General features: G+C 31.0%; 9 protein-coding genes. 5 read left to right on the top strand and 4 right to left on the bottom strand.

What is annotated here, in order from left to right; translation table 11 throughout:
* Positions 1–6: 6 nt before the first annotated feature.
* From HSX44_RS03365 to HSX44_RS03355, 3 genes are all read right to left on the bottom strand, one after another.
* Positions 7–528 (bottom strand): cytochrome b, encoded by a 522-nt coding sequence (locus HSX44_RS03365; protein WP_275602297.1) that lies wholly within the window; start codon positions 526–528, stop codon positions 7–9.
* Positions 529–723: 195 nt separating this feature from the next.
* The gene (locus HSX44_RS03360) at positions 724–1,995 is read right to left on the bottom strand and encodes a M16 family metallopeptidase (RefSeq protein WP_275602296.1); all 1,272 of its coding nucleotides are present in this window, start codon (positions 1,993–1,995) and stop codon (positions 724–726) included.
* 1 nt (position 1,996) lies between these two features.
* Complete coding sequence (locus HSX44_RS03355) at positions 1,997–2,596, bottom strand: superoxide dismutase (protein WP_275602295.1); 600 nt, start codon at positions 2,594–2,596, stop codon at positions 1,997–1,999.
* 1,041 nt (positions 2,597–3,637) lie between these two features.
* On the opposite strand from HSX44_RS03355, the gene HSX44_RS03350 reads away from it, so the two are divergent.
* The 4 genes from HSX44_RS03350 (at position 3,638) to secA (ending at position 14,962) form a co-directional block, all read left to right on the top strand.
* On the top strand, positions 3,638–3,784 hold the full coding sequence (locus HSX44_RS03350; RefSeq protein ID WP_275602294.1) for a hypothetical protein: 147 nt from the start codon (positions 3,638–3,640) through the stop codon (positions 3,782–3,784).
* A 2,223-nt stretch (positions 3,785–6,007) separates the two neighbouring features.
* On the top strand, positions 6,008–6,601 hold the full coding sequence (tsaB, locus tag HSX44_RS03345) for a tRNA (adenosine(37)-N6)-threonylcarbamoyltransferase complex dimerization subunit type 1 TsaB (protein ID WP_275602293.1): 594 nt from the start codon (positions 6,008–6,010) through the stop codon (positions 6,599–6,601).
* 1,765 nt (positions 6,602–8,366) lie between these two features.
* Entirely contained in the window at positions 8,367–9,515 is a 1,149-nt protein-coding gene (odhB, locus tag HSX44_RS03340; RefSeq protein WP_275602292.1) for a 2-oxoglutarate dehydrogenase complex dihydrolipoyllysine-residue succinyltransferase, read from the top strand.
* 2,831 nt (positions 9,516–12,346) lie between these two features.
* Positions 12,347–14,962: a preprotein translocase subunit SecA gene (gene secA, locus HSX44_RS03335; RefSeq protein WP_275602434.1), complete on the top strand. Its 2,616-nt coding sequence runs from the start codon at positions 12,347–12,349 to the stop codon at positions 14,960–14,962.
* A 658-nt stretch (positions 14,963–15,620) separates the two neighbouring features.
* Here secA and HSX44_RS03330 read toward each other — a convergent pair.
* Positions 15,621–16,589 carry a ribonucleotide-diphosphate reductase subunit beta gene (locus tag HSX44_RS03330; protein WP_275602291.1) on the bottom strand — a complete coding sequence of 323 codons (969 nt, stop codon included), beginning with the start codon at positions 16,587–16,589 and terminating at the stop codon, positions 15,621–15,623.
* A 134-nt stretch (positions 16,590–16,723) separates the two neighbouring features.
* On the opposite strand from HSX44_RS03330, the gene HSX44_RS03325 reads away from it, so the two are divergent.
* Positions 16,724–17,062: an outer membrane protein assembly factor BamE gene (locus tag HSX44_RS03325; RefSeq protein WP_338063367.1), complete on the top strand. Its 339-nt coding sequence runs from the start codon at positions 16,724–16,726 to the stop codon at positions 17,060–17,062.
* Positions 17,063–17,133: the final 71 nt, after the last annotated feature.

Raw genomic sequence — 17,133 nt, 5'->3', positions numbered from 1 at the left:
AATAAGCTATATAATGCGTTTAAAAATATTTTGTTTATCTACGAATGTGTGCTTTAAAGCACCAATTATATGTAATGTTATAAAAAATAACATAAGGTATGCAAACATTGAATGTAGCTTGTTTGCTACATTAGTTAGCTCTTTATTTTTACTAATTAATAAAGGGATATGGAAAAAGTATTTGATCTCTATGCCAGAAGCAGAGGACATAACATAACCAGATACTGGCATCAGTACCATTAGAAAATATAAAATAAAATGTACCACTTTGCTTACATTGGCTTCAAATCGAGAAAGATTTGCTGAAAGTGGTGGAACATAACTAAAGGCGCGAAAAAAGGCTCGTATTACAACCAATCCAAGGACAGTAATTCCGCAAGCTTTATGAATAGTATATATACTGGATTTAATTTCATTGTTAACTGGTAAGCTTTTCATATAGAACATAGGGCAAAGCATGCTGATAATGAAAGCAGCCATTAACCAATGGATAATCCTTAAACTTAAGCTATATTTATTATTTTCCACTTTGACTACTCAACTTGATTGCCTTAAAGTAGCATTTATATAGTAAAAAAACTATTTTTCAATTAAAATTATTTGCTTACTGCTTTGATCAATACTTGTAAAATTATTGTAGTATGACATGGAATTATATGAGTATTGTGTTTTGAAAGTAACCATAACAGAAGGAGGGCAGCATCTACATCTATACTTTGATGTCTAAGTTCTAAGCATAGAGACTACTTTATCGTAGCTTGGCAATGACTTAATTTCTCCAATTGCGGCTAAAGTGGTTTTCTCATGTCGAGATAATAATTCTTTTGCTGCTTCTTTTACATCAGTAGTGGTAACTGCGTTAATTTTTTCTATTAGTTCATTTTTACTGATATACTTATTAAAGGTGCCATAGTAGTGGCTCAACGCTTCAACACGAGAGCTAACGCTCTCACGTGACATCAAAATTTGTGATTTTACTCGCTCTTTTGCTCTGTTTACTTCTTCTTCCTTTAGGTCACTTGTAGACAATTTTTTCAACTCCATCGTTATAGATTTTAAAAATTTGCTTAAATTGCTGCTATCTGTACCAGCAAAAATGGAAAGCATTCCTGTGTCAGTATAGCTAGAATTGAAAGAATAAACTGAGTAAGCTAATCCCTGTTTTTCTCTTACTTCCTGGAATAAGCGTGATGACATCCCGCTTCCTAGTATGGAATCAAATATTTGAAATGTGTGATACCTATCATCATGATAGGAAACGCTAGGGAAACCTATTATCAAGTACACCTGATCTAATTTACGATATTCTAAATATTCACCACCGGTGTAGCTTGCATTTTGTCTTTTCTTCAGGTCTTTTAGGTGAGTTTTTGAGAGAAAATCTTTAATTGACTGAACAACTTCCTCATGTTCAATATTTCCTGCAGCAGCAAATAGTATATTCCTGCTAAAGTAATGCTCATTTATATAGTTATTTAGATCTTCTCGACTAAAAGACTTTACAGTATCTTGTGTACCTAAGATTGGTCTACCAAATGGTTGATTTTTATAAGCTACCTCAAAATATCTGTCAAAAATAATATCACTTGGTGAATCGTTAGTCTGAAAAATCTCTTGTATTACAACATTCTTTTCACGTTTCAATTCGTCTTCTGGAAACGTGGAATTCATTAATATATCTATTAATATATTAATGCCAGTTTTTATATCTTTTTTAAGAATCTTTGCATAGTAATTAGTGCTTTCTCTACCAGTACTAGCATTGAGAACTCCGCCTATGTCATCAAAAGCTTTTGCAATTTCAAATGCAGTTCTGGTCTTTGTTCCTTTGAAAGCCATGTGTTCTAGAAAATGGGATATGCCATTTTGATTTGCGCTTTCAGCTCTACTCCCAACGTCAACTCGTATATTAAAAGCTATGGGATCAACATTATATACTTGCTCAGTTATTATGCGCAAACCATTATCTAATCTTGTTACCCGTGGTGCATTCATTTTATATGTTCTTTTTCAAGTTTTCTTCTGCAAAGTCCCAGTTAATCAAATGATTAAGAAAAACTTTTATATAGTCAATTCTGCGGTTTTGGCAATCTAAGTAGTATGCGTGCTCCCAGACATCCATAGTAAGCAGTGGCACTTGATCATAGATTAATGGCAGGTCAGAATTTGGAGTTTTGGTGATTTTGAGTTTTCCTTTTTCAAGCACTAGCCACACCCACCCACTACCAAACTGGCTTACTCCATAACTCGAAAATTCTTCATAAAATCTATCAAAGCCACCAATATCATCTTGAATTTTTTTTGCGAGAAGACTATCATCTTTAGGCTTGCTGCCACCATTTTTTTTCATTGAGTTCCAATAGAAAGTGTGGTTCCAAACTTGTGCTGCATTATTAAATATAGAAATTTTGTTACTATTGCCATGAACTTTCGTTATTAATTCTTCAATTTTCATGTCCGTATTTTCAACTAGCTCATTGAGCTTATTTAAATATCCTCTATGGTGCTTATCGTAGTGAAAATTCAAGGTCTTTGCAGATATATATGGCTCTAAAGCTGTTTTATCATATGGTAACTCAGGTAAGGTAAAACTCATACTAACCTCTTTATTCTTAACCTCCTACAATAGTATTGTAATATATGCTTTTGTACAACATGTAATTAATGCATTTTAAATGATGCAACAATAATTGTATATTCATTGAAAATGAAAATTTCAGAGATTTATAAGAATTTTAGAAAAATGCTAAATATAGAATATTTCTCTGTAGAAAAAATAATAGCAAGATTATATAAAACTATTCCTATAAATTTATCCACTGTATTGATAGTGTCGTGGTCTAAAGTGAAATTTGCTTTTAGTGTTTGCACAGTTTTAAAAGTGATGAAAAGTATGCCTATTATGTATCTTATAGTAGAATTGATTATAGTGCACTACTTTTATAGTTCTACAATCTTTATATTTCAATATTTGTATATTTGTTATATTTAATAGCAAAGAGATTAGTTGATAACAAACAGTTATTACTTGGGTTATTCGAGTTTGTTGATACGTTACTTGAAAATGTACCAGGCAAAGCAGAAGATCATAGTTGCAAGAATAACTAAATTTGTTAATATAATTTTTAATTATATTTGTGCTGCTACATTAATTAGCACATCAGTTACTTTGGCTGTTGATAAAATGTCAGGTAAATTGAGTAAATGGAAAAGCTTGAAAGAATCTATTTTTATCAAAAGATAGTAGCAGGTTTATAGTTTATGTTTCTTACATAATAAGTGCCGTGGTTTAACATTTAGCTATAATTCCATTATGCTTATAAATTTGCTGTATAGAGTATAAAGTGTGGAAGATTTTATAACTGTAAAAAAGAAAGATGATTTAATGATATCTGTTGCCAGGATAAAGAAAAAAACTTTATCAATTTTAGGATTCAATTAAGGTGCAAGAGATTTGCCGAAACATAAGAACGAGAGTCTACTTGATAAGATATTAATCAGTGTTTTAAGTGCAGAAGTAGATGATAATGTAAGGAGTTATTTAGGAAATATAGCTTAGAAACTGGCAGTAAAGCTTAACACTTAGCCAAAGTAGCCTTCTGGAAAGTTGTTTTTTATCTATGTTGAGCTTAAACTTATGTTTTTATATAAAGACTTAAGTTTATCTGTAAAGTTGAGTTACTGCTTAGTTGTACTGCTTTTGGTATTGTTTTCACAAAATGGTATTAATGCTAGAGTAATTCTGGACAAGGGAATATTTTATGTGGACTGGACAAAAAAATAGATTTGAGATTTGGTGATCCTTTTAACAAGGATTCTTTTAATATTCGGCCTAAAGATAAGATTTCGAGTTATTTGTACTTCTCTTTCTTTATTTACAGCAAGTTTATCTAAATATTTAAATGGGTTTTAATGTTGTAAACCTAAAAATGTTAGACATAGAAAAATTAGACATGAAGAATAGTATTTATCATTAAAAGTCTGGAACTTGGGTCGATTGAATATGGTAAGAAAGCTTAATTAGCTAGAGTATACTGACCAATACTTCAAAAAATTATATAGTTACTTGTAAAGTAAGTGGTTGTCGGATAAACTATGCGAATTTACGTGATGATGAAAAGAAGAATAATAGTGTTAGGTATGATAAAAACATGATCTTTTGGATTAAACCCAATATTTATTATGATTATAATAGACTTAAATTAGAGTTAAAGCAACAGATAATAAGCTATATATCTCCTGTGATTTAATAGCTTTTCAACTGAGACTTAATTATGTACAAGGGAAAATGACTTACAACATAGCGATCTAGTTGCTGCTAATCTTTCTTGTAAAAATAGTCTGTCAGATGATATAAATTTTACTGCTGCTTAACTAGTAAATTTATAAGAAAAAATCTAACTACTTGTGCAAGTGAAACTCCTAAAGGGTGTAAATGCTGTAATCAACTACTACACTGAAATTAGAGTTGTTTGATCTTGATTACATTTTTTTATATGGTAGTGGTAGTAAATTTGGGGAAAAGTATGATCATGAAGTAAACAACACACATTACACAAATGTAGGTATTACTTACTGCTCTGATTCTCACAGATTAAGCTTAACATGTTTTAATAGTGGTTAGGGTGTTGTACAAACAAACTAACATTATATACTCTAAGCCTTGAAAACTCTCTTTTTATAAGCACTTCATGCTATTCGATATAGTAAAATTTAATTCTGAAGAAACCATTAAAAAGTTCGAAACTAACTCTGATTACATGGTTTTGGTTGATTAAAGTTAAGTTTTTAATAAGTATGTATAGTGGTTCAGGTAGTTTTGTTTTACTTAATGGCTGGTTTACCGCATTATCTCCTTAATAATATTGCTATATTAAGAAATGTTGTAATTGTTAACCTTACTTGCTGATATTACTTTAGTTATGTTTTTTGGTTATTTAGTTCTAGTAGAAGTGAAAAACTTTTTGTGCTTGTTAAATTTAAGCATCAAAGGAATTTTGCTGTTTATGATGCCTTTTATTATCTTTACATTAATATTTAGCAGTGCTAACAATCTTAATCTTAGTAGTAAGCTNNAGCTATAAGATTTATATTGTTGCTTATTATAACGATTTTCATGTTGAATCTAGCTTCAAGTTTAATCGCTTACTTGATTAGGCGTTTCATCTACAAAACACTTATTTCATATAAAGTATAATATATAAAAACAATTACTCTTCATAGTCGTTTAAGCTATCCGTACTGCTTTCTAACTTTCATGTTCTTGTTTATGGATTTATGTACAGCATAATGATATTTGTATTTCTATTGAGGATAAGTGAAAAACTTTCATACGAAATATCAGGTTTGACTTTGTTTATTTGAAAGTGTTTTTGACTTCAGTTATTCAAGTATTTATACTTGGCCTTACTTTAAAAGGCAGCATGACCAGGTTTTATCTTGTAATATTCAAAAGATTACTCAGTAATTTTTGTTATTATAACATTTGTTTACTTCTATATTTTTCTCTTGTGTGGAGCGGCAACTTCATTCAAAATCCCAAGTTAAGTAACTAGTATAGGCAATATGATGCTAGCATTTATTACTGCGATGGTACTGTCTGGTAATACAATCTTGCCGCTTGCTCTTGCAGAAAGTAAAAAACGTGAAGCAATCTGATATAGTATTATTTATTGTGCCGATAACTACTAGCTTTTACCTNCGTGGGTTGCTTTTTTTATATTATAATATAATCGATTATAGTTACTTCTGGTTGTGCGTTATATAATAGACTATGTACTTTCCTTCTCTATTTTTATTGTTTAAGTTTGCTATCGTTGCGGTTCAGCAGGAGGAATTATAGTAATGTTATCTATTTCTTGAGAAGAATCTTAAGTTTTTTCAGGAAATGCTCTTGTTAATTACTGCATTATATGTAGCGTTTGATTTGATAATAATTTTAGTGAATGTTATAGATGAATGGTGCCTTTACTTTAATATTTGTAAAGCTCTATAGTAAACCTAAATAATGTCCATTTTAGCAATTGATACTGTAGGTTCTAGTAGCTCAATAGCGATAATCGATCATGGTGGTAAGTGTTTAGTAGAACACAATTCCGCCAGCAATAATCACATAGAGTCGTTTTTTCAAGTTTTAGATGCTCTGTTCAGTAGGCATAACTATACTTATAATGAAATAGATCGTTTAGTGGTAGTAGTTGGACCTGGGAGTTTTACTGGAATTAGAGTTGGTATATCAGCTGCAAAAGGCATAAATCTTGTTACAGATAAGCCATTGTATGGAGTTAGTACACTAGAAGTTCAGGCATACGCAATATCATTGCTTCGTACAAATAGTAAAAAAAATATTAGGGCTATAATTAAAAATGCTCAAGGGTTTTATACACAATTATTTAGTTTCAATTTATTACCACTATCGTATCCAACTGTAGTACGTAGCATTGCTAAATCTAAGTGTCTAGATACTGGGATGATAAACAATAACTGCACTACATATATGGATTGTAGTTTACCTGTGTTAAATGCTAGCCATGCAGGACTATTAGCCCATTATAGGCTGGAAAATAAACAGAAGCTAGGTGAAGTTAAAGCTCTCTATTAAAATGAGCCTAGATATATGAGTCTATTGTAAGTTAACCTTTTACGTAAACTCTATCAATTTGGCTAAGTCTGTGCACCTGATATGTTATTTTCTCAACTACTTCCCTTATACTCATGTTTGAATTCTCTATCTCTATGACATTAAGTGGTAGTATAAATAAATTATGAGTTCTAAATTTTTTTATAATGCTACTTATATTGGTTGCTTTCCTGTTTTTTCTCTATCTTTTTAATTTAATGCGCTTTTATAGTATATATAGCTCACATTTGAGCACTATAGGAAGAATTCTTGTATTCATTCTTTTGTTAAGTTCTATTGCTGAGTTATGTATTTTTGTGTTGTATTTATTATCTTCCATCAATTTGTCAATAAATATATAATTTTTTGATGAATTGGATAAGCTTCTATTGCCTGAAGTATGATTTGTCTAATATTATATATTCTGTCTTGTGCTTCTTCATGGATTTGGTTGTATTCGAAGATATTATCATATATAGAATGAACTTGAGTGTTATTGGAGAAGTTGCTGTTTATAATCAGTGCATCTATCATATTAGATAATTTTATTGCTGTAGAAAGCTTACCTACTTCCTAAGAAGGTAATAATATAGAAGCAGATTTTGCAATTCTACCTGATTCTATATGAAAATTTCTGTTGTTTGTTTCTTTGTGTTAATGTTTATTATATTTTATAATTTTAAAATTTATATTCATAGTAACATCAAGCTTAAGCTTTAAAACGTTTAAAATATTATATAGTAAGGTTATTTTTGTGATTAAGATATTATGTAATTTGAAAATATAAATTTGCGTGATCTTCGTAGGCTACTATATAACAGCTGCTTTTTTACTAAGAATTGACAACTCTTCTTTCCCTGATTTACTCTTGACTTTAAACTGGAAGTTAGTTTACTATGAGCTTCTTTTCTTGATATAAGCTTTCAGGAGATTTAACTAGGAGTTATATTATTAGCAAAGAGCGAGGTAAAAAGGGAAGTAGTTTATAATTATTAAGATTTTCTGTTTTACCTTAAAATAGGTGATTGTATATACACTCATCTGTTGGTGTTTCTGAAGATCAAAGGTCATTCTACATTTATCCATTTGGTATATGTTTTAGTGAGGTGAATGAAAATTTATTGATGTAAAATGTTATTTGATGGGAGTGTGGTTGAAGATAAAGAATATTAATAGGTAAAGCTAGTTATATAATCTACGATTTTATCTATCAAGCAAGAGGGGATATTCAGTAATTTTTCACCTGCATGAGCCTTCTATTGTGGTAGTTTTTTCCTTAGAGATGGATAAATTGCTTCCATAGGTATGTGGACACTGGAACTTTATATGATTAAACATCTCATCATGATGATAGTTTTTCAGTGTTTAATAATGTGAAAGAGAGAGGATTAATAGTTGATTTGAAAGAAAATTTTGTAGTGTTTTAGTGCATAATCATCGATCTGTAACGTGTAGCTGGCCTATACAAGAAGTGATGTTTTATACTTGGGAAAGCGTATAAAATTCAATGTTTAATATTAGCGAAGAATATGAAATTATTAATTTCAAGTGAAGGAATTCGCTTAAAAGCTGTAAGTAATCTTTTGTCTTTTGAAAGTAATCTTGATAAGAGATTGGCATGCGTAAATTAGACTAGTAAAAAGCAAGTTGTAATAGGCTTCTTTTTAATCCTAAATAAATTTGTTAGTTTATTATACGTTTCTTTTCATGTATAAAGTTATAGCAAGTTTTTATAGAAGGTTGTTTTATGGGTAAAATTATAGAAATCAGGGCGCCAAAGATTCTTGGTGGTGAATCAGTTACGGAAGGTATAGTCAAAATAAAGAGAAATATTGGTGAAGCAGTAAAAGTAGATGACTTAATTTTTGAAGTTGAAACTGATAAAGCAGCACTTGAATTAACTGCAGAAGCTTCAGGGGAAATAACTGAATTTCTTGTAAAAGAAAATGATATAGTAAGTCCAGGTCAATTATTAGCAAGGCTTTCTGTAAGGGAGGTGCAAGAAGATAAAAGTGAAATCCCTGCTATAAGAGACGCTCCATCAGCTCGTAAAATTATGGAAGAGAATGCAATCAGTGCAAAAAGTGTTAAAGGAACTGGGATGGGAGGCAGAATAACGAAAGCGGATGTAGTCCATATAAGTAAAACTGGACAGCCTACAATATATGAACTGCCAGAAAGTGTAATGAGTGGAGAGAGAAGAGAAAAGCGAATAAAAATGAGTAAGATAAGGCAAGTAATTGCTGCTCGTTTGAAGGCTTCACAAAACACTGCTGCAACACTGACTACATTTAATGAGATTGACATGCAAAGCGTAATGAATCTAAGAGCAAAATATAAAGAAATTTTCGAAAAGAAATATGGAATAAAGCTGGGTTTCATGTCCTTTTTTATAAAGGCAGCAGTGCAAGCTCTGAAAGAAATTCCTGAAATTAACGCTGAAATTTCAGGCGATGAAATTATATATAAACATTACTATGACATAGGTGTTGCTGTTGGCACTGATAAGGGTCTTGTTGTGCCAGTTATTCGGAGTGCTGATCAGATATCATTTGCGGAAATTGAGTTAACCTTAGCTGCCCTTGGTAAAAGAGCCCGCGAAGGTAAGTTACAGGTATCAGAAATGGAAGGTGCAACATTTACCATTTCAAACGGTGGAATATATGGTTCACTTTTTTCTACTCCGATAATAAATCCTCCACAGTCTGGTATACTTGGGATGCATTCAATACAGAACAGGCCAGTTGCTGTGGGTAACTCAATTGAAATTAGGCCTATAATGTACATTGCCCTTTCTTATGATCACAAAATAGTTGATGGCAAAGGAGCAGTAACTTTCCTTGTTAAAATAAAAAGTTATATAGAAGATCCAAACAGATTAATTTTGGGAGTATGATTCAAGTAAGTTATTATTAATTCAATGTTGTTAAAAACCTAAATATCGTCTAGTTCACTAATAATTTAACAACTTTTGGGCTATCAGGTATATGATATTTTCAAGAATAGGTAAGGACTGTTTAAACAATTCTTTTGGTTTTTGAAAATTATCCAGAGCACGGTAAATGGTAACGAAATTTGCGAGTAACTTAGCAACTTTAAAATGATTGAGGTTTATAGTGTTTTTCTTTAATTGTCAAAGCCTGTTTAAATGGCGTTTTTGCTTTCTGATGATTACTTTAAAACCCTAATTAATATATATATATCAAGGCTTTTCAGTGTAATAGCAATTTAGAAATGATTAAGATCGTAATTGTTTCTCATTATCTACTAAGGAGCTAATTCAAGCAACTCCTTTTGCTTTTTATGATTGTTTAAATCAGAGTATCTATCATCAATTCATGTTAGTAAATTTTTAAGATAATTCTTCTCTATTTTTTCTTTTCTAGAAAATTGTCTTTTGGTTAATTATCTATATTTAAATAGGAAATACATTCTAAACATGATGATAATAGTTGTTATTTCTTAGCACAATCTTCAATTTATCCCTATTGTAAGGGATATAAGGGAAACTTTCTTTTTGAGAGACAGTTTTTATTTTTTTTTTGTTTTTTCTCTTCTCTGACTTTAGTCTTGTTATTTTCTGAATTAAGTATGTATACTAAACATAGTATAATCTTTTTTGATAGTTAATATAGAATAGCTTATTAATATTCCTTATTCTTTATAGAAAGTTTCTGAAGAAGAGTTATTTTTTTGATTATCAGCGGAGATTTTTAGTTAAACCTGGGGGATAGAGTTGTTACCTAAATAAGTGCGAGCAGTAAATCAATTGGCTACCAGTAAATGTAAGGATCTTTTTTGTTGTTTTCTACTGTATGCTTTTTATACACTATTACCGCATTCTCTCTATTAGAACTGAATGGAATGTTTTAAACGATGTTTTATTAGACGATAAAGTTTGTTTTCTATCATTATAATTTTCAAATAGTCTGAAATATTTATATACGTTTTCTTTGTGGGCATTTGCTTAGGCTAAAGTTAAAGGTAATAACTTAATATCTTTGCTAATGCATCTACTTGAATTGTGTCTAGTCTTTCTCCTTTTATTCTGGTATTTAAGGAATATGGCTACTTGACTCTTAAGGTTTAAAAGCATCAGTAGAATTAGTGTTCTATGGGTTTATCCAGCTAAATTTATAATGGGAAGTTAATAATGTCTTTTTTGTAGGAAGTAAGCCTACTGTATTTTTGTAATTAGGGGAAAATTATAGTATATCAGTAACCACTAGGTACATTGAGGCTATTCTAACTAACTTTTAACATACTTAACATGATCTTCTTCAAAGACGTTTTCTTCGTAATCATAAATAATGCTTGGTTTACACCCTAATTTGATGTACTTATTGAATAATACATTTATTTCTATCTTTTGTATTAAGTCAAATTATTCCTTTATATTCTTAGAATTTACTCTAAACAAAATTCTAATGCTGATTATGTTTTATCCGGTTTCTGCCTAATATGTGAGAATAACTAATGTTGCTGTATCTAGCATACAGGTATTTTTCTATTTTATCTAGTAGTACTTTTCTGTCAATAAAATTCTAGTTTCAGATAAAGGTTTGCTAAAATTTATCTAAATTTTCTTTAGATTTGAGACTATAAAAATAATCTATAATTTTCTTAAAATAATCATCTTTTCTCGTTAAATAAGAAAACTTTGCCTCTTACATTCTTCCCATCATTCTCTACCTTCTCGCGCGCAAAATCAAAAACCGTGTCAATGTCTTGTTTTATTTGATATTTTGTCTTTGTTCCTTGCTTCTTTCTGAATAATAATATCTAATCTTGAGTGATTGGGTTGATTAACTACAAACCTTAATCTAAGTAAGAGAATTTTCTATTTCACCATCACTACTACAACTGAAGTATTTTTAGCTCAGTATGTTTTTTTATCTTATAGCATGTTTCTTTTTGACCTTCATAAATATTTAAAATGTTCATTTGTTAACTTTAACTCTTCCAGGGTGCTTCTCTAGTATCACTATACTACTTTGCTTTTCTGTGCCTTTTTAAAAATTCACATTGACATTAGTATAAATGACGAGTATGGCGCCACTGTTCTTGCATTTAGGTTTTGCTTGATCTTAAAGGTAGGATCCAAAAAGTATTTGTTTAACCCAAAATCTTCTTTTTTTTTGCAGCTTTCTATTATTTCCATTAATAAACAAATCTTTAAAAGTAGTATTTTTGAGGCACAACGTGTATTGTAGTACTTAGCTTAAACTGAGATAGTTTTTGATTTGTTTTCTTGTTATCTTCAAAAGAAATAATCATCAGAAACTTCAAAGCCTTTCATGGTTAATGCTAACCAAAAATCAATTTTACTACTTAGTTCATGGGGGTAGATATAGTATTAATAATTTTCTTAAAATTTATGACCTTAATCATCTGTTGGTCAGCTGATTCTCTTCTTTAAATATAGAATTGTTAAGTTTTTTAAAACTGTTCATTTTCTATTTACATTCTACTAAAAACTTCATTTTATATAAAAATTAAAGATTATTAAATATCTAAAATAATGTAACATATTCTTTATATACTGATGAAAAGCTTTCCAAGCAAAGGATCAGCAAGTTATTTTATTCACTGCCTTAATATGTAAGTAAAGATTCTCTAAATCGAATATGTCATTGCTGCAGGTTGTGTTTGGTAATATAATCTCATATTTAATGGGCGTTAATTAAGTTTATGTCAGATTTTGCTGTAATTTTAACAGCTATTCTTATGTTTTTTATTTTTATATTGTTGCTCCTTTTTGTAAAGGGAATGACAAATAGGAGGATAATAAAGTCTTTTAGAAAAATTGTTCAACAAATAAATGCATTAGAGCCGAAAATGCAGAGCCTATCTGATGAAGAACTTGCTAGTAAAACTGAGGAGTTTAAACAGGAATTAAAGAATGGGAAAACATTAAATAGCCTTCTCATACCTGCTTTTGCAGTTGTACGTGAAGCCTCTCGTAGGTTTCTTAACATGAGACACTTTGATGTTCAGCTAATTGGTGGAATGGTCCTTCATAATGGTATGATATCAGAAATGAAAACAGGAGAGGGAAAGACGCTTGTTGCAACTTTAGCTGCATACCTTAATTCTTTAGAGGGAAAAGGTGTACATGTTGTAACTGTTAACGACTACCTTGCAAAACGTGATGCAGAATGGATGAGAAAATTATATAATTCTCTTGGGGTTTCTGTTGCGTTTATTACAAATGATTTGACAGATGCAGAGAGGAAAGAAGCTTATAGTGCAGATATTGTATATTCAACAAATAATGAACTTGCTTTTGATTACCTTCGAGATAATATGAAATTTTCTCAAGAAGATATGGTTCAGCGAGGTTTCAATTATGCGATAGTAGATGAAGTAGATTCCATATTGATTGATGAAGCGCGGACTCCGCTTATTATTTCTGGTCCAATTGAGGAGAATAATCAGATATATAAACTCATAAATAAAATAGTTATTAAATTAATTGATTCTGATTATGAGGTAGATAAAAAGGGTAGGGCGGTGTTTCTTACTGAAGATGGTATTTCACGTGTGGAAGAGCTACTTAGGTCATATAATCTCATTTCTGAGGATTCTTCGTTGTATGATGCCAACAATATGGTAATGACTCATTATGTAGATCAAGCATTACGTGCGCATAAGCTGTTTACTGTTGATAAAGATTATATAATAAAGGACGGCAAGGTAGTGATTGTCGATGAGTTTACTGGACGCATCATAGAAAGTAGAAGATATTCTGATGGTCTTCACCAGGCACTTGAAGCGAAGGAGAATCTTGAGATTCAACATGAGAACCAAACCTTAGCATCAGTCACATTTCAGAATTATTTTCGTATGTATAATAAGCTCTCTGGTATGACTGGAACAGCAGCAACAGAAGCAGAAGAGTTCCGTGATATATATAGGCTAAATGTAGTGAAAATTCCAACTAATGTGCCTGTAAAGAGAATAGATATTGATGATGAAATTTATGGTACAGAAAAAGAAAAGTTTAATGCTGTATTAAAATTTGTAGAAGAATGCCACAAACGCCTTCAACCAATCCTTGTTGGCACAGTAAGTATTGAGAATTCTGAGAAGCTCTCTGCGCTTTTGCGAAGCCACTCTCTTAAGCATTCAGTGTTAAACGCTCGTTATCATGAACAAGAGGCGTACATAATAGCACAAGCTGGGGCACCAGGCAGTATTACTATAGCAACTAATATGGCAGGACGTGGAACTGATATTCAGCTTGGCAGAAATGCTGAAATGATAGCAAAAGTGGAGCTGAAGAAGATAAAAAATGCTGATGAAAGAGAAAAAAAATACCAAGAAATAGTTGAAAGAGTAAAAAGAGATAGGGAAATTGCTATAAAAGCTGGTGGTTTATGTGTTATTGGAACTGAGAGACATGAAAGTAGGAGAATAGATGATCAATTACGTGGTCGTTCTGGTCGTCAAGGTGATCCTGGACTTTCTAAGTTCTTTCTATCACTTGAAGATGATTTAATGAGAATATTTGGTTCTGATAGAATGAGAAACTTTTTACAAAGGGTAGGGCTAAAGGATAACGAAGCTATTCATCATCCATGGCTTAATAAGGCGCTTGAGAAGGCACAGAAAAAAGTTGAAGCTCGAAACTATGATGTGCGAAAATCTCTGCTTAAATTTGATGACGTGATTAATGATCAACGTAAAGTTATTTTTGAGCAGAGAAATCACATCTTAGGGAATGAAATTAATGGTTTATTTGAAGTATATAGTGAAGTAAATAAAGAGATAATAGAAGGTGTGGTGCAAAGTGGTTATTATGAGGATTATGTTGAAGATATTGTTAAAGAGTTCTATACAAGGTATGGGATAACGCTTAATAAAGAAGTATTAGCAGAATTTTTGAATAAACAAGAAGCATTGGATTATGTAAATGATGAGATACAGAAGTTTTTTGCTGAGAAAGAAGAGTATTTCAATAGTCAACACACTACAGATTTATGGAACAAGGTAGTGAAGCAAGTGATGGTCATGACACTTGATCATTTATGGAGGGAACACCTTTCAATTTTAGAGAGATTAAGACAAAGCATAAATTTACGTGCTATGGGGCAGAAAGATCCACTGAATGAATTTAAACGTGAAGCTTTTTTGATGTTTGAATCGATGCTTGAAAAATGGAAGGAGATCACTGTTCATCGTCTAGCTTACTTCAAGTTAGCAGATAACCAAGAAGTGAGTAAGAGGTTACATTNTATTNAAAGAAGCAATTTGCCAAAAGTCTCAAGAAACGATAAATGTCCTTGTAACTCTGGCAAAAAATATAAGCACTGCCATGGCGCGATTACTTTGATAAATTAGCAGCGTGGTTTTGTCAGTTTATTAGATATATTTTTTCATTTCTTTAATGGTCTTAATTGTAATACCTGCTACAGTTGTAGCTACAATTGGAAATAATATGCTGTGGTATACAGAGGCGGTAGAGAATCTAATAATTTAGTTATTGGAATAACAACATATGCAATAAGGACGGCCAAGTTGTGATGCTTACAATAAATAATCAACTTAAGCATATAATTTGCAATTACTTTTAATGGCGCTTGTATTATGATTAATGTGAATCTACAGGAAGGAAGTTGTGATGAGAACTGCAGTTAATGGTACTACAGAAATGTAGTTGACAATTATACTTGTTATCAGGGGTGGAGGTCTAGTTAAAGTACTTGGTATAAGACTTATTGAAATACTTAGTGTGACTTCTAATTATTGCTAATATTTTTACTATTGTTGAATAATTTAAGCAAATACTCTCTTCTTTTTATGGTTACGGTTTTCTAAGGGTTTATCTTGTATTCTAAAGTTTATGTAAGTGATTTATATGTTATAAACAACATATAAATCACTTTATTCTATGATACTAATTATTTTTGGTGGTGATACTTCATCGATCTTAAATACAGGGTTTAAGGTTACTTAGATAACAGCAAATAAAATGCAAAGAGTATTGTTAGTATCGCTTTTAGCTAAAAGCCTCTTCCCATGTACCTTGAGTTGCTGCACGGCTATATTCTGTTACTCTATTTTCAAAGAAGTTTGTATGTTCTACACCATTTAGTATTTCATCAAGCCATGGAAGAGGATTATTATTAATGTTATACATGGGTTTCAAATCTAATTGTATTAACCGTCTGTTTGCTATGTAGCGTATATAACTTCGTACTTCCTCTGCAGATAATCCTTCAACATCTCCTAAATCAAAAGCGAGTTTTATAAATTCATCTTCAAGTCCAACAATAGTGCGACATGCAGAATACAGTTCCTCTTTGAACTCCTCATTCCAAATTTCATTATTCTCTTTAATAAAAGTATTAAATAAATTGATAATTGAATTAGTGTGCAAAGTTTCGTCACGTGCTGACCAGGCAATTATTTGTCCCATGCCTTTCATTTTTCCAAAGCGTTGAAAATTAAGTAAAATTGCAAATGATGCAAATAACTGCAATCCTTCAGTAAACGCACCAAACACTGCTAGAGTTTTAGCTACATGTTTTTTATCGTGTTTTTTACTTTCCTCAAACTCTAGCATGTACTCATACTTCTTTCTTGTAGCATCATATTTTAAAAATGCTTGATATTCACTTTCTGGCATACCAATTGTATCTAAAAGGTATGAATAGGCTGCAATGTGTATGGTCTCCATGTTGGAGAAGCTTGCAAGCATCATGCATATTTCTGTTGGTTTAAATATATTTGTGTAATGTCTCATGTAACAATTGTTCACCTCAATATCTGCTTGGGTGAAGAACCTAAAAATCTGAGTTAGGAGGTTTTTTTCCATACCCGAAAGTTTAGTTTTCCAATCATTCACATCGTCAGCAAGTGAAACTTCTTCAGGTATCCAATGTATCCTTTGTTGCTGTAGCCACGCGTCATATGCCCAAGGGTAATTAAAAGGTTTATATATTGGATCTGATTCTAACAATGACATAGAGTACCTAATTATTTTCTAAAGTTAATATTATATTAAGCGATACCAAAAATCAGTCAATTTAACTTTTATAAAATTTGACTATAGGTAATTTACTAGTGTATTGTAATTTCACAGTGATTTATCTCAGAGAAATGCGAGTATTGATATACTTGGTTCTATTATTTTTAGTAAACTGTACGAACACTATTTACAATCACGGAACTCCAGACATTAGTGTTGAGTTGTGGAACAAGATAAAAATAGGTGATGACAAAGAGAAAGTGGTTCACACTTTGGGATCACCAACATTAATATCTCAATTTGATGAAAATATTTGGTATTATATTTCATATAAAATAAAACAATCTAATTTCTTAGGAAAAAGAAAGTATAGCAGTAAATCCCTGCAGATTTCATTCGACCAAGATGATAAAGTTTTAGATATGAAAGAAATTGACATTTCAGAAAGAACCTTAGCTGTTATTAATTGAAAGTCTATACTGCAGTCTATTAGTGGTGTCTTTTAAAGATTAACATATAGTGGAATGATGGTTGTTGATAA

This window comes from Wolbachia endosymbiont of Onchocerca gibsoni, assembly GCF_029169405.1.
Classification (GTDB): Bacteria; Pseudomonadota; Alphaproteobacteria; order Rickettsiales; family Anaplasmataceae; genus Wolbachia.
This window is presented reverse-complemented; position numbering and strand designations above follow the sequence as displayed.

Bases quoted from the DNA above. Each gene is read 5' to 3' on its own strand.
- HSX44_RS03330 (WP_275602291.1), bottom strand. From the start codon at position 16,589: ATGTCATTGTTAGAATCAGATCCAATATATAAACCTTTTAATTACCCT.
- HSX44_RS03325 (WP_338063367.1), top strand. From the start codon at position 16,724: ATGCGAGTATTGATATACTTGGTTCTATTATTTTTAGTAAACTGTACG.
- HSX44_RS03355 (WP_275602295.1), bottom strand. From the start codon at position 2,596: ATGAGTTTTACCTTACCTGAGTTACCATATGATAAAACAGCTTTAGAG.
- tsaB (WP_275602293.1), top strand. From the start codon at position 6,008: ATGTCCATTTTAGCAATTGATACTGTAGGTTCTAGTAGCTCAATAGCG.
- HSX44_RS03360 (WP_275602296.1), bottom strand. From the start codon at position 1,995: ATGAATGCACCACGGGTAACAAGATTAGATAATGGTTTGCGCATAATA.
- odhB (WP_275602292.1), top strand. From the start codon at position 8,367: ATGGGTAAAATTATAGAAATCAGGGCGCCAAAGATTCTTGGTGGTGAA.
- HSX44_RS03350 (WP_275602294.1), top strand. From the start codon at position 3,638: ATGTTTTTATATAAAGACTTAAGTTTATCTGTAAAGTTGAGTTACTGC.